Annotated in this window: 12 protein-coding genes; 5 read left to right on the forward strand and 7 right to left on the reverse strand. The window is 71.7% G+C overall.

Features of this window, described 5'->3' with window-relative positions; all coding sequences use genetic code 11:
* The first annotated feature begins 19 nt into the window (after positions 1–19).
* Positions 20–1,474 carry a phytase gene (locus tag ACZ6S0_RS24355; RefSeq protein WP_465921615.1) on the forward strand — a complete coding sequence of 485 codons (1,455 nt, stop codon included), beginning with the start codon at positions 20–22 and terminating at the stop codon, positions 1,472–1,474.
* Here the strand turns inward: ACZ6S0_RS24355 and ACZ6S0_RS24360 are convergent.
* The gene (locus ACZ6S0_RS24360; protein ID WP_465921616.1) at positions 1,446–2,648 is read right to left on the reverse strand and encodes a glycosyltransferase 87 family protein; all 1,203 of its coding nucleotides are present in this window, start codon (positions 2,646–2,648) and stop codon (positions 1,446–1,448) included. The two genes, ACZ6S0_RS24355 and ACZ6S0_RS24360, sit on opposite strands and share 29 nt — an antisense overlap.
* Positions 2,649–2,789: 141 nt before the next feature.
* Between ACZ6S0_RS24360 and ACZ6S0_RS24365 the strand changes: the two genes are divergently transcribed.
* Entirely contained in the window at positions 2,790–4,259 is a 1,470-nt protein-coding gene (locus ACZ6S0_RS24365) for a DUF2079 domain-containing protein (RefSeq protein ID WP_465921617.1), read from the forward strand.
* Between the two features lie 41 nt (positions 4,260–4,300).
* Here the strand turns inward: ACZ6S0_RS24365 and ACZ6S0_RS24370 are convergent, their stop codons facing one another.
* Together ACZ6S0_RS24370 and ACZ6S0_RS24375 are read right to left on the reverse strand one after the other, a co-directional pair.
* Positions 4,301–6,127, reverse strand: coding sequence for a hypothetical protein (locus tag ACZ6S0_RS24370; RefSeq protein WP_465921618.1), 1,827 nt, complete (start codon positions 6,125–6,127; stop codon positions 4,301–4,303).
* Positions 6,128–6,234: 107 nt separating this feature from the next.
* Positions 6,235–6,804: a hypothetical protein gene (locus tag ACZ6S0_RS24375; protein ID WP_465921619.1), complete on the reverse strand. Its 570-nt coding sequence runs from the start codon at positions 6,802–6,804 to the stop codon at positions 6,235–6,237.
* A gap of 269 nt (positions 6,805–7,073) precedes the next feature.
* On the opposite strand from ACZ6S0_RS24375, the gene ACZ6S0_RS24380 reads away from it, so the two are divergent.
* On the forward strand, positions 7,074–7,763 hold the full coding sequence (locus ACZ6S0_RS24380; protein ID WP_465921620.1) for a hypothetical protein: 690 nt from the start codon (positions 7,074–7,076) through the stop codon (positions 7,761–7,763).
* 132 nt (positions 7,764–7,895) lie between these two features.
* On the opposite strand, the gene ACZ6S0_RS24385 is transcribed toward ACZ6S0_RS24380, so the two are convergent.
* Positions 7,896–8,756, reverse strand: coding sequence for an NAD(P)-dependent oxidoreductase (locus ACZ6S0_RS24385; protein WP_465921621.1), 861 nt, complete (start codon positions 8,754–8,756; stop codon positions 7,896–7,898).
* Between the two features lie 92 nt (positions 8,757–8,848).
* Between ACZ6S0_RS24385 and ACZ6S0_RS24390 the strand changes: the two genes are divergently transcribed.
* Together ACZ6S0_RS24390 and ACZ6S0_RS24395 are read left to right on the forward strand one after the other, a co-directional pair.
* A complete protein-coding gene (locus ACZ6S0_RS24390) occupies positions 8,849–9,430 on the forward strand; it encodes a TetR/AcrR family transcriptional regulator (RefSeq protein ID WP_465921622.1) in 582 nt (193 codons plus the stop codon).
* A 155-nt stretch (positions 9,431–9,585) separates the two neighbouring features.
* Positions 9,586–10,620, forward strand: coding sequence for a trypsin-like serine peptidase (locus ACZ6S0_RS24395; RefSeq protein ID WP_465921623.1), 1,035 nt, complete (start codon positions 9,586–9,588; stop codon positions 10,618–10,620).
* Between the two features lie 88 nt (positions 10,621–10,708).
* Here ACZ6S0_RS24395 and ACZ6S0_RS24400 read toward each other — a convergent pair whose 3' ends face one another.
* The 3 genes from ACZ6S0_RS24400 to ACZ6S0_RS24410 are packed head-to-tail and all read right to left on the reverse strand — an operon-like array spanning position 10,709 to position 12,143.
* Positions 10,709–11,335 carry a dihydrofolate reductase family protein gene (locus ACZ6S0_RS24400; protein ID WP_465921624.1) on the reverse strand — a complete coding sequence of 209 codons (627 nt, stop codon included), beginning with the start codon at positions 11,333–11,335 and terminating at the stop codon, positions 10,709–10,711.
* The gene (locus ACZ6S0_RS24405) at positions 11,332–11,808 is read right to left on the reverse strand and encodes an SRPBCC domain-containing protein (protein WP_465921625.1); all 477 of its coding nucleotides are present in this window, start codon (positions 11,806–11,808) and stop codon (positions 11,332–11,334) included. Before ACZ6S0_RS24405 ends, ACZ6S0_RS24400 begins: the two co-directional genes overlap by 4 nt.
* Positions 11,805–12,143, reverse strand: a complete 339-nt coding sequence (locus tag ACZ6S0_RS24410) for an ArsR/SmtB family transcription factor (protein ID WP_465921626.1) — start codon at positions 12,141–12,143, stop codon at positions 11,805–11,807. The genes ACZ6S0_RS24405 and ACZ6S0_RS24410 overlap by 4 nt, the downstream gene beginning before the upstream one ends.
* Positions 12,144–12,243: the final 100 nt, after the last annotated feature.

The raw sequence follows: 12,243 nt of genomic DNA on the forward strand, positions 1-12,243 counted from the left end.
ACGGAATGGGGTTCGCCAATTGTCTGCCCTGAGGGTGTCGCTCGCGCTGGGCGTCGCGGTGTGCGTCGTGGCGGTGCCCGTCGGCGTGTCCGTCGGCGGGGCCACGGACATCCGGCTCGTGGCCGATCCGGCGCAGGAGCCGTCCGGCGTCGTGAGCGCCGACCAGATCGAGACGCCCGAGGAGGGGCAGGTCGAACCGATCGAGGACGGGCAGGCGGACCCGCCGGTCGAGGGCGAGACGGTGCCGCCCGCCGAGGCACCCGGGGCCGAGGCGCCCGGAGAGGTCCAGGTCACGCCGGAGGCCGAGCCGTCCCCGACGCCGTCGGCGACGCCGTTCGTGCCGTCCGCCAAGCCGCTCAGGGAGATCTCCAAGCCGGCCGGCCAGGTGGTCGACCCGGCGATCTGGGTGCACCCGCGCGATCCCGCCAAGAGCGTCGTGGTGAGCGCGGCGGGCGCGGGCGGCCTGCACGTGCACAACCTGACCGGCACGGCGAAGCAGCGGCTGTCCGGCAACGGGGTGAGCCTGGCCGGGGTGGACGTCGCCTACCGGTTCAGGTTCGACGCCAAGTGGTCCAACGACCTCGCGGTGGCGGCCGACTCCGCCTCCGGCGGGCTCAGGTCCTTCGCCTTCCGCCCGGTCGCCGCGGACTGGGGCAGACCGCTGGTCGAGGACGTCACCGCCAAGGGCGCGCCCGCCGTCTTCCCCGATGGGGGAGCGCCGGAGCACCTCGTCACCTGGCGCGACGGCGGCAGGGTCCACGCCGTCGTGAGTCGCGCGGGCACGGGCACGCTGGCCCTCGTCCGGCTCCTCGCCAAGCCGGGACGCAAGGTCGGCTACCAGGTGATCAGGACCGTCGACCTGCCCACCTGGTTCACGCTGAGCAGCGGCGCCGCCTGGTCGCCGTGCGAGGCCCCCACGGTCGCGGGCCTGACCGTGGACCGCAGGTCCCGCACCCTGTACGTCGCCCAGCAAGGCGTGGGGATCCTGCGCCTGCGGGCCGACCTCGGTGACCAGCCGCACCTCGTGGACGTCGTCAGCGGATTCGGCGCCGACACGTCCCGCGACGAGGCGTCCGGGCGATGCGTGCCGGGAACCGACCCGGGCGAAGGCGGCGACCGCCTCGTCGGGCTCGGCGGGCTCGCGTTCTACCAGGGCGTAGCGAGCGGTGGCTACCTGCTGGCCTCCAGCAGGGACAACAGCCGCGTCGCGGTCTACGGCTCGGGAGGCGGGGCCCCGTACCTGGGGCAGTTCAGGGTGGGCGCGGCGCCGCACATCGACCCCGTGCAGGGCACGCTCGGCCTGGACGTGCTCAACGTGCCCGCCGGGCGGCACTTCCCCAAGGGCGTCCTGGTCGTCCAGGACTCCGCCGACACGCCGGAGCCCGCTGGGGCCGGGCTCAAGCTCGTCCGCTGGGACACCGCCGCCCGCCTGCTCGGCCTGGCCGTCAGTCCGCGGGGATGGGCTCCCCGGTAGTGCCGCGCCACAGCCGTACGCAGGACAGCACGGCCGCGGCCACCAGCAGCCCGTTGCGCAGGAGGAGCACCCCCACGCCCAGGGGGGTGCTCTCCTGGACCGCCACGAACAGCGTCGGGAACTCCACCATCGTCACCGCGGTCGCGGCCAGCACGAGGGACACCACGGGACGCTGGGAGGAGTCGCGGGCCGTGGCGCACACGGCCGCCAGCCCGACCAGCCACACCAGGTACTGCGGGCTGATCACCCTGCTGGTGACGACGAACAGCAGCACGGCGGCCAGCGCCGCGTCATAGGCCGTGGCGTCGGTCCAGCTCCTGACCCGGCGCCGCCAGTACAGCAGCCACAGCAGGCACAGGGCCGTCGCGACCAGCGACCACTGGCCGACCTCCCTGGTCCACGGCCCGATCATCTCCATGGAGCCGTAGCTGGAGCTGACCTCGCCCGGCCAGCCCGCCCAGCGGGCGAGGTGGAAGCCCAGCGCCCACACCGACTCCACCTCGACGCCGCGGTCCCGCTGCGCCGTGAGGAAGTCCGCGCCCTGCCCGAGGAAGACCAGCACCACCAGCGTCGTCACCGACGCCCCCGCCGCCGCCCCCAGCACCACGCGCCGCGCCGGTCCGCCCCTCGGTCCGCCGCTCGGCACGCCGACCAGGGCCAGCGCGGGCCAGAGCTTCAGCCCGGTGGCGACACCGAGCAGCAGCCCTCCGCCCACGGGTGAGCCGCGCAGCCGCAGCAGGCCCAGCACGGCCAGGGCGGCGACCGCGAGGTCGTACCTGGCGTAGACGACGGGACCCAGCAGCGGCACCCCGGCCAGCCACACCCACAGCCCGTGCTGCCTGGGCTGGTGGGCGAGCGTGACCGTGACGAGCGCGTCGCAGGCCACCAGGATGGCCATGAAGCCGCTGAGATAGCCGAACGGCAGCACCCCGGGAGCCACCATGAGCAGCGCGGCGCCCGGCGGGTACTGCCACGTCGGGTCGCCCACGGGTAAGGAGCCCGTGGTGCGCATGACGTCGTGCCAGTTCCGGTAGACGCCGGCGACATCCACGTTCACGCTCTCGAAGAGCGTCACGACGTCCAGGACCATGAGCAGCAGGAGCACCCTGCTCGCCAGCCAGAGGTACGTGATCGTCAGGGCTGTCCTGGCAGACAGGCGCTGCGAGGTGATCACGGGCGGAGCCTAGCGGCCCAGGATGACCACGCCCTGTACGGCCCGGGAACACCTGGTCCCACCAGGTTCCGCCAGCGCGTGCCCGCAAGCTTCACGCCGTGTTCCCCCGGCATCCAGCATCGCCTGCCTAGAGTTGCACCCATGATCGGGAGCCGGGTGGCGGCACTCGCGCGGGCCATCGGCTCTCCTGCGGATCCGGCGACCGCCGGTCGCGCCAGGCAGGCGATGGCTCTCGGTGCGCTCGTGGCGCTGTCCTTCGGCGCGTACGCGCTGCTCAGCCTGACCAAGCACCGCCTGTTCCAGACGACCAGCGTCGACCTGACGATCTTCGACCAGGCGGTGCGCGGCTACGCCCGCTTCCAGGCGCCGACGAGCGCGCTCAAGGGCGTCAGCATCGGCCGGGCCGCGGACTGGAACCAGCTCGGTGACCACTTCTCCCCGATCCTCGCCCTGCTCGCGCCGCTCTACTGGATCCACGACGGGCCGGAGACGCTGCTCGTCGCCCAGGCGGCGCTGCTGGCCGGGGCCGCCGTGCCGATCTGGCTCTTCGCCCGGCGCAGGCTCGGCGTCCTGCCCGCGTACCTCACGGCCGCCGCGTACGCGCTGTCCTGGCCGGTCGCCCAAGCCCTGAACTTCGACTTCCACGAGGTGGCCCTCGTCCCCCTGCTGACGGCGCTCCTGATCGAACGGTACGACGCGGGCCGGCACGCCACGGCCGCCCTCGCCGCCGGGGCCCTGCTGCTGGTCAAGGAGGACATGGGGCTCACGGTCGCGGCCTTCGGCGTCTTCGCCGCCTTACGGGGGGACCGTTCGCGCGGCGCCGCCTACTTCGCGGCCGGCCTCGGCTGGGTGCTCCTGGTGCGCGCGGTGCTGATCCCGGCCGTGGGCGGCGATCCCGAGACGTACTGGGCCTATGACCACTTCGGCAGGGACGTTCCAGGAGCGCTGGCGGCGATGGCCGGGAGCCCGCTGGACACCCTGCAGTACCTGGTCACCCCCGCGGTCAAGGCCGACACCCTCCTGCTCGTCCTCTGGACGGCGCTGTTCGCCTGCCTCTGCTCCCCGCTCCTCCTGGTGGCGCTGCCGCACCTGCTCGAACGCATGCTCTCCGACAACGCGAACTGGTGGGGGACGAACTACCACTACGACGCCTTCACCGTCGCCATCGTGCTCTGCGCGGGGGTGGACGGCGCGGCCCGGCTCGCGCGCCGGTTCGGCCGGCCGGGGATCGGCCTGACCTGGGCCGCCTGCGTCTGCGCCGTCGCGCTCACGCTCGCCCCGCAGCACCCCATGGGGCAGTTGGCCAGACCCGGCTTCTACCGTGCCGGGCCGGATGCCGTCGCCGCCGCGCAGGCCGTCGCACGCGTGCCGGACGGCGTCACCGTCGAGGCCGCCAATGGCCTCGGCCCCCACCTCTCGTCCCGGACCACGGTGCTGCTGTGGGAGGACGGGAAGCGGAACGCGCCCTGGGTGGTGGCGGACACCGGGCGGCTCGCCTTCCCCTGGCCCTCGGTGGAACGCCAGCGGGAACGGGTCGAGGAGCTGAAACGCGCCGGCTACCAGGTGATCTTCGACCAGAACGGCTACGTCGTCCTGCGCCGCCCGTCTTGAGGCGGACGTCCGGAGGCGGACGTCCGGAGGCGGGGCGGAGGTCAGCGGGCCGGGGGACGGGCGGGTGCGGGCTCCTCGCAGTAGTCGCCGGTGGTCGGCACGGGTGGTGTGGAGTCGGTCCAGACGTCCCAGGCGGCCTGCCAGACCGTGCAGCGGTCGAACACCCACTGGTGGACCCGGTAGGCGGCGTCGAGATTCGTGCGATGGATGATCATTCCGTCGCACGCCACGTCGAAGTCGTCGACACCGTCCGCGTCGGCGTCGACGTAGCGCTCGTAGCGGTTGGGGTCGTCCTCCGCCGGACCGGCGCAGTAGCGGACCACCTCCCGCATCGCGTAGCGGTCGGCGGCGGGGTCGGCGGTCGGGAGGTACCAGCCCGGCGTGCCGCTGCCCTCGACGGGCGGCGGGCCGAACTGGGTCGGGCCCAGCTCCATCAGGCGGAAGACCGGGTGCCGCTCGGCGTACGCGGCGAGGACGCGGTACTTGTGCCAGTCCTTCTCGCGGAAGTTGTGGTTGTTCGGGTCGAAGGTGTGCCGGCCGGGGTTCGTCACACCGACCGTGTAGCGGTCGGCGGCGTCGCCGAAGACGGTGCCGAATCCCTGGTCGAGGATGCGTTCCATGGCGATTGTCGTGCGGTCCCTGCCTTCGGCGGGCGGGGTGACGTCGAGCATGGCGACCAGCGTGGTGCTGGTGAACTGCGAAGCCATGAGCCGGGTGGTCGAGACGTACGCCTCGGCCTGTTTGAGCGGGTCGGGGAGGGCGGGCTCCACGGGGCAGCCGGGCGGGTCCCAGGTGAAGTCGGCGTAGTCGATCCGGCCGAGTACGCCGACGTCCTCGTTCCACCCGCCGCACCTGGTGGGCCTGCTGCTCCACATCTCGGGGTAGTGCGGGGTGCCCGCTCCCGAGATGTAGACGCCGGCGAAGTCGGGGTGCTCCGCCCGGCCGTCGTACCTGGCGGCGATCTGGGACGTCACGGCCGCGAACAGGTCGCCCATCACGTAGTCCCACGGCAGCGTGCCGACCCCCTCCCCGCCGGGGAAGTGGTAGGCGGGCCGGCCGAGGCGCTGGTAGTACCAGGTCGGGGTGGCGTAGTCGCCGGCCTTGACGATGAAGACCGTCGGCAGCGGCAGCCCGCCGCGCAGGAGACGCTGCCGCTCGGCGTAGTCGAGGGCCTCGTCGATGCGCGCGGTGTCGAGCGGCAGTGACGGGTCGGGCTGCAGGGTGCGCCAGGCCACGATCACCGCGATGCCCTTCACCCAGACCGGCACCGCGCCCCTGACCTCCTCGATGTACCGCAGGCCCGCCGCGACCGGGGCGTCGGCCCAGCCGTTGGTGACGTAGACGCCTTTCGGCAGCGCGGGAACGACGCCGCGCACGCGGGCCACCGGGGTGAAGGCGATTCGGTCCGTCACCTCGCCCGTGGCGTCGTGGATCTCCGCGGTGTGCGGGGCGTTCGCTTCGAGCGCCGCCGTGTCGAGTTCGTAGCGCATGTACCCTTCGTCGCACGCCAGCTCGGGCGGTACGACCTCGCGGACGGTGCCCGCCCCCTCCTTCGCGACCACCAGCCGCGAGGCGCATTCGTCGGCCCGCAGCACCACCGTCCCGGCCACCGCGACCGGCACGCCCGGATCCCGCGCCACGAAGCGGGTGAGAAACGTCGGCCCCGGCCCGTCGCCACGCCCCGAAGCCACGGACCCCGGCCCCTGCGTCGGCCCCGGCCCCTGCGTCGGCTCCTGCGTCGGCTCCTGCGTCGCGCCGGTCACGGACACCGGCAACGCGGCCGTGGCCACCATGGACAGCGTGCACACGGACACTGCGGACACCAGCAGCCGGAGCCTCGCCACGACACCCCGCATCGCGATCTTCATGTCGCGTGCACCGTAAGCAGGCATCCGCAGGGGCGGCAACAAACACCGCGTTGACCCCGTGTGAACCTACGGGGCCCCACCGAGGTCCCAGGCCGGTCAGGTGGTGGCTAGAAGCCTCGGCACTGGTCTTCCTTGTTGCCGTCGACGACGTTGGCGCTGCCGGTGGGCGCCGGGCGGTTTTCCTTGCACTGGAGGTTGCCGTCGACCCGGTTGCGCCGGATCTCCGCGCCGTTGCGGTTGCCGACCACCTGGATGCTGCCGCCGACCCGGTTGTCGTTGGCCTTCAGGTGCCGGCCGTTGGCGTCGTACTGGATGTCGGCCTTGATGTGCGACGACTCGACCGTGGCCGCACCGCCCTGCTTCACCTGGACGCTGCCGCCGATCACCGAGGAGGCGACGACGGACACGCTGCTCGCTCCCTCCGCCTGGACATTGCCGACCACGCGCACGCCGCGGGCGAGCAGGGTCGCGTTTCGCTCGACCTTCACGGTGCCCTTGACCCGCGTGCCGTTGAGCGTGCACTTCCCGCCCTGCGGCACGCGTACGTTGTCCAGGGTCACCGCGCCGATGGCGCCGTTACAGGTGCGTTCCTCGGCGAGGGCCGGGGTGGCGAGCATCGCTGCCCCCATGCCGACCCCGAGGACGGTCCCGGCCAGAGCCAATCCGATCTTGCGCATCTCGTATCCTCCGTCGGTGTCGCTTTCTGCGTTAAAGGCAGGATTTCGACCGGCGGTGAGGTCAACGTGAGATCGACGTGAGGGCCTTCTCATGTACTTTCCGTGCCGGGAAAGTGCTTCCCGCGAACGCTACGTCAATGCCCGCTCCCGCACGTGAACAGTCCTGGTCCCGGTGCCGATCAATTGGATGAGCGGCATTCATCTATCGGGTCTCCGTCCCGCCCATCACGCTGTAGCCGGACCCTCTCGAATGGACGGAGGAGCAGCAGGTGAGAAGTCTGAGAAGACGTGGCACGGTTCTCGTCCTGGCCCTGGTGGCCGGGCTCTTCGGCGCGGCGCTGACGGCCGGGCCGGCGCAGGCCGAAGCGGGCTGGATCGCCCCGGGCAGCACCGTCTGCACGGGTCAGACGGGATCGGGCACCGGAGTGGTCATTCACGCGACCAACAACAACGGGCCCGCGGTGTGGACGGTGCGGGCCGCCGCCACCGCCGGCGGGCCGGAAACGGAGATCTTCCGGCGGGTCACGGCCGAGATCCCCAACCATCCGACCATCACGCACCCGACCCCCGGTTTCCACTTCTACCGGATGTGCGTGACGAATCCGCGTACCGACCAGTTCAGGATGGTCGTCTCGTTCAACATGCAGACGAAGGATCCGGCGGGCCAGGTCGGGGCCGCGCCGCTCACGGCGGTGCTCACGCCGCATGTGAGCGGTGGAAGCTTCTGCGGCGGGCTCGTCTCGGGCGCCGTGCGGTTCGTGGCGAACTCCGACGTGCCGGTCCAGTTCCTGATCACCGGGGTCGACGGGAACGACCAGCACCACACGATTCTCGACGTGACCGGTACGGCCTTCGACCAGGCCGTCACGGTGCCGCCGGACGTCGTGGTGGTGTCGGCGTGCGCGCACAACTCGTCCTCGGTCAGGGCCACGGCCTCGTTCGACCTGCGGACCTCGTAGTCGCCACCGGGCCGCGCGGTCGCCGGGCAGGGGACCGGCCGGGACGTCACATTCCCCGGCCGGTCCTCCTGCTCCCGGGCCACGATCTCCGCGAAGGACGCCGCCCCTTGCCCACGTCGCCCCGGCGGCTCCTCAGCGGTTCTTCAGCACGCCGATCAAGCTCGTGAGGCTGTCCTGGGAGTGGCCGCCGGTGGCCCCCCGGCGGAAGATCTCCAGGACGGCGGACGGGAGCGAGTCGTCCACCCCGGCCGCCCGGGTGGTGTGCAGCACGTGCTCCAGGCTCGCCACGCCCATGCTGACGCGGTCGACGTCTCCCTCGTGGTTGCCCGCGGTGATGCGGGGCGCGTAGAACTCCAGGAAGTACTGCAGTTCGAGGGTCCGCACCGCGTGCGGCAGGAAGTCCTGGGCCGAGATGCCGTTGGCCTCCGCCACCGCCTGACCGTGCAGGTAGCCGGTCAGCGCGGTCCAGAACATGTCGATGCCGATCTGGTAGTACAGCGCCGCCAGCCCGTGGTCCTCGCCGAGATACTCGATCCCGGTCAGCACCTCGAGGGCGGGCCGGTGCGCCTCGACCGCGTCCTCGGGCCCGCTGTAGTAGGTCATGGAGCCCGGCTTGCCGATGCCCGGTGGCGGCACGAGCACACCGCCGGTGACCTGCACGGCTCCGTGCTCGGCCAGCCACGCCGCCGCCCGGCGGGCCCTGTCGGGGTTGTCGGAGGTGAGGTTGGCCAGCGTACGTCCCTTCAGGGCGGCCGGTGGGGCCTGCGCCAAGATGGCGTCCATCGCGTCGTAGTCGGTCAGGCTCAGCACCACCAGTTCGTTGGCGGTGAGCGCCTCCTCGACCGACTCCGCCCTCTTCGCACCCCGGGCCACCAGCTCGTCCGCCCTGGCAGGGGTGCGGTTCCACACGGTGACCTGGTAGCCGGCGTCGAGATAGGCGCCGACCATGGCCTGCCCCATGGGGCCCAACCCGATCACTGTCACGGACTGCATTCTCGCTCTCCTCATCACTAGAACGAACGCTCTATCTAGGAGCCACGCTAGCACACCACTAGAACGAACGCTCTACCTAGTACGATGAGGCCATGCGAACCCAGCACGAGACCGGCACCCGGGAGCGGATCGTCCGGACGACCTCACGCCTGATGCAGCGGCAGGGCTACGAGGCGACCGGCCTCAAGCAGATCTCCCTGGAGGCCCGGGCCACGCTGGGCTCGGTCTACCACTTCTTCCCCGGCGGCAAGCGGGAACTGGCGATCGAGGCGGTCCGCCACGGCGACAGGGAGTTCGCCGACTCCCTGCGTACGGTGTTCGACCGGGAGGACGACCCGGCCGAGGCGATGCTCGCCTGCACCCGCGACCTGGCGACCGGGCTGCGCGAGTCCGGCTGGCTGGACGGCTGCCCCGTCACCACCACGGCGCTGGAGAGCGCGGGCCGTGAGCCCGAGATCCAGCAGGCCGCGGAGGCGGCCTACGAGAACTGGCGCACGCTGGTCCGCGACAAGCTCACGCGCTCCGGCTTCGCCCCCGACGTGGCCCACGACCTCGCGCACAGCGTGATCAACCTGCTGGAGGGCGCGGAGCTGTCGGCGCAGGTGTCCCAGAGCGAGGCCCCGCTGCTGATCGCCGGCAGGCATCTCGCCCGGCTCATCGACTCCTACCGGTGACGGCCTGGTAAGTGCGCCCGGCTCCTCGCGGCCTTCTTCGAACACAGGTTCGCAATGTGATAAGGTCCGCGGGTAGCGTGATCATGGTGTTCGGCGTGCGCTCCCGGCGTCGCCGATCACCTGGTCGCATTTCCGAGAAGACACGGGAAGGCGAAATGAAGCGCTTTTTAGGGGTGTTCGTCATCGCGGCACTGACCTCGGGTTTCGGGTCCGCGCCTGCCTCGGCCGCCGACATTGCGGTCGAACCGTTGGCGGCCACGGCGGCCGCCGCTCAGGAGGTCGCGGCGTTCTGGCTCGGAGACGGCGGAGCCAACCTGCGAAACGCCACCCCCTACGACGTCCAGACCGCGATCACGGGCGAGATCCTGCCGGGCACCGGCGTTCCGGCCGACACCAAGCCGGGCTCCGTCGTGCCCATTCCGGGCAATTCGGGCGGCAAGCCGCTCACCACCGCGGGCAAGGTCTACTTCGTCACCGCCGACGGCCGGCCGCAGTGGTGCACGGGCACGGCGATGCAGTCGCAGTACCGCAACCTGGTCGCCACCGCCGGGCACTGCGCTCTCGACCTCGCGACGAACACCGGGCTCGGCAAGTGGGTCTTCGTCCCGGACGACACCGACGACGCCGACGACACGTCTCCGCCGGGTCTCTTCATCGGCAAGCAGGCTTTCCTGCACTTCGACTTCCACGCCTTCGAGGACTTCGACGACGACTACGCGTTCGTCAACGTCTACAACGGCGTCGTCCCCACCCCCGAAGGCGGACTGGCCGACGCGGGCCGGCTCGGCGACCGCGTCGGCGGGCTGGGCCTGGCCTGGAACCAGCCGCTGGGTGAGCCGGTCGTCGTCTTCGGCTACCCGGCCGGTGCACACCCCGACGGGAAGCGGCCGTACTCGGGGGAGAGCCTCGAATCGTCCCGGGGCCGCACCTCGTCCGCGGCGGTGCCGAGTCTGAAGGCCGAGGAGTTCGTCACCGTCGAATCCCCGTTCACCGGTGAAGGCGCGCTCGGCTCGTCCTGGGTCTCGCACTACAGCGACGGCCTGGGCTACCTGAACGGCATCACCGTCAGCGTCGCCGACACCGACGGCGACCAGCGCTACGACACGAGCTTCTCGCCGTACTTCGACGGCGGGGTGGCGCAGATCTACAAGGCCGCCGCCGCGTCGTGGACCGGCCGCGTCATCCTCTGACCAAAGACCCGCGGCTGACCAAAGACCCGCGGCACCGCTCCGTGGCGGTCCTGGGCCGCGGCTCGTCCGCGGCCTGGGACCGGCACTTCTATGCGAAGGCGGTGACGCCCTCGTACACGCCTTGGCTCGCCGGGCCCGTGGTCTCGTATTCGAGGAGCAGCAGGCCGTTCGGCGTCGCCTCGTGGCGGACCAGGCGGAGACCGGACGCGGCGCCCGGCCCGCCCAGAAGACGCCTGCCGGTCCTGAGCACCGTGGGCGCGACCACGAGCCGGACCGTGTCGACCAGGCCCGCCGCCAGCAGCGTGTCGCCCAGCCGGGCGCTGCCATGGATCTGGAGCTCCCGTCCCGGTCGCTCCTTGAGTTCGGCGACCGTCAGGACCGGGTTCCCGCTGAGCACGGTCGTGGGGTGCCAGGCGCCCTCGGTGAGGGTGCTGGACACGACGTACTTCGGCAGCGTGTTCATCCGCTCGGTGAACGGGTCGGCCGGATCGGTGATCTTCGGCCAGTCGCGGGCGAACGCCTCGTAGGTGCGCCGGCCGAGCAGCAGACCGTCGGCGAGGTCGAGCCAGCCGGAGGCGCGCTGGAGGAACGTCCCGTCGATGTGGGGCACGAGCCAGCCGCCGTGGGTGAAGCCGTCGCTGGTGTCCTCGTCCGGTGAGCCGGGGCCCTGGCTGACCCCGTCGAGCGTGACGAACTCGGTGAGGGTGAGCCTCATCGTGGCTCCCCGCCCTCGGCGAAGGCGGCCAGTTGGGCGGCGACCGTACCCCAGCCGTCGGCGAAGCCGAGCTTGTCGTGCAGGGCGCGGGACTCCGGGTCGCGGTGCCGGACGAGCATCCGGTAGTCGGTGCCGTCGGGGTGATCGTCCAGCGTGATGGTGGCGGTCATCGCGACGGGGGCGGGATGCGCGGGCCGCCAGGTGCTGTCGATCGCGTTGGTGAACACGATGCGCCGCAGCTCGTCGACGGCGAGGAAGCACGCGTCCATGTGCGGGACGAACTCGACCCCGTCGTCACTCAGCCGCGTCACGAACGCCCCGCCGGGCCGTGGGTCCAGCCGGTCCACCAGGCAGCGCGACGGAGCCGGGACCCACCACCGCTCGAGCCGGGCGGGGTCGGTCCAGGCGCGCCATACGGTCACGCGCGAGGCGCGGATGATCCGTTCCAGGCTGAGGTCGAGGTCGGGGTTCACCGCTGGTCCTCCTTCGGGTCGGTGACGAACTGTTCGAGGCGGTCGGTGCGCTCTTCCCAGACCCGGCGCTGCTCGGCGAGCCAGTCGTCGACGAGGGCGAGCCGCTCGCGGTTGAGCACGCACGTGCGTACCCGGCCGGACTTGGCCGTGCGGATGAGCCCGTTCGACTCGAGCGTCCGCACGTGTTTCATGAACGAGGGGAGGGTCATCGGGAACTCGCGGGCCAGCTCGCCGACGCTCGTCGGCCCGCGGCCGAGGCGCCGCACGACGGCCCGCCTGGTCGGGTCGGCGAGCGCGATGAACACGCCGTCCAGTTGCGCCGAATACTGTGCCATGGGGCTAAGTAATACTGGACTCGCGATGGTTAGCGCAAGGGCTAAGTGTCGAGCGTCACCGTGCGGGGCCCGCTCTGGCCGGGCGGCGGCGACGGAGTTC

This window comes from Nonomuraea sp. NPDC051298, from assembly GCF_055586305.1.

Bases quoted from the DNA above. Each gene is read 5' to 3' on its own strand.
- ACZ6S0_RS24365 (WP_465921617.1), top strand. From the start codon at position 2,790: ATGATCGGGAGCCGGGTGGCGGCACTCGCGCGGGCCATCGGCTCTCCT.
- ACZ6S0_RS24370 (WP_465921618.1), bottom strand. From the start codon at position 6,127: ATGAAGATCGCGATGCGGGGTGTCGTGGCGAGGCTCCGGCTGCTGGTG.
- ACZ6S0_RS24375 (WP_465921619.1), bottom strand. From the start codon at position 6,804: ATGCGCAAGATCGGATTGGCTCTGGCCGGGACCGTCCTCGGGGTCGGC.
- ACZ6S0_RS24385 (WP_465921621.1), bottom strand. From the start codon at position 8,756: ATGCAGTCCGTGACAGTGATCGGGTTGGGCCCCATGGGGCAGGCCATG.
- ACZ6S0_RS24390 (WP_465921622.1), top strand. From the start codon at position 8,849: ATGCGAACCCAGCACGAGACCGGCACCCGGGAGCGGATCGTCCGGACG.
- ACZ6S0_RS24395 (WP_465921623.1), top strand. From the start codon at position 9,586: ATGAAGCGCTTTTTAGGGGTGTTCGTCATCGCGGCACTGACCTCGGGT.
- ACZ6S0_RS24400 (WP_465921624.1), bottom strand. From the start codon at position 11,335: ATGAGGCTCACCCTCACCGAGTTCGTCACGCTCGACGGGGTCAGCCAG.
- ACZ6S0_RS24410 (WP_465921626.1), bottom strand. From the start codon at position 12,143: ATGGCACAGTATTCGGCGCAACTGGACGGCGTGTTCATCGCGCTCGCC.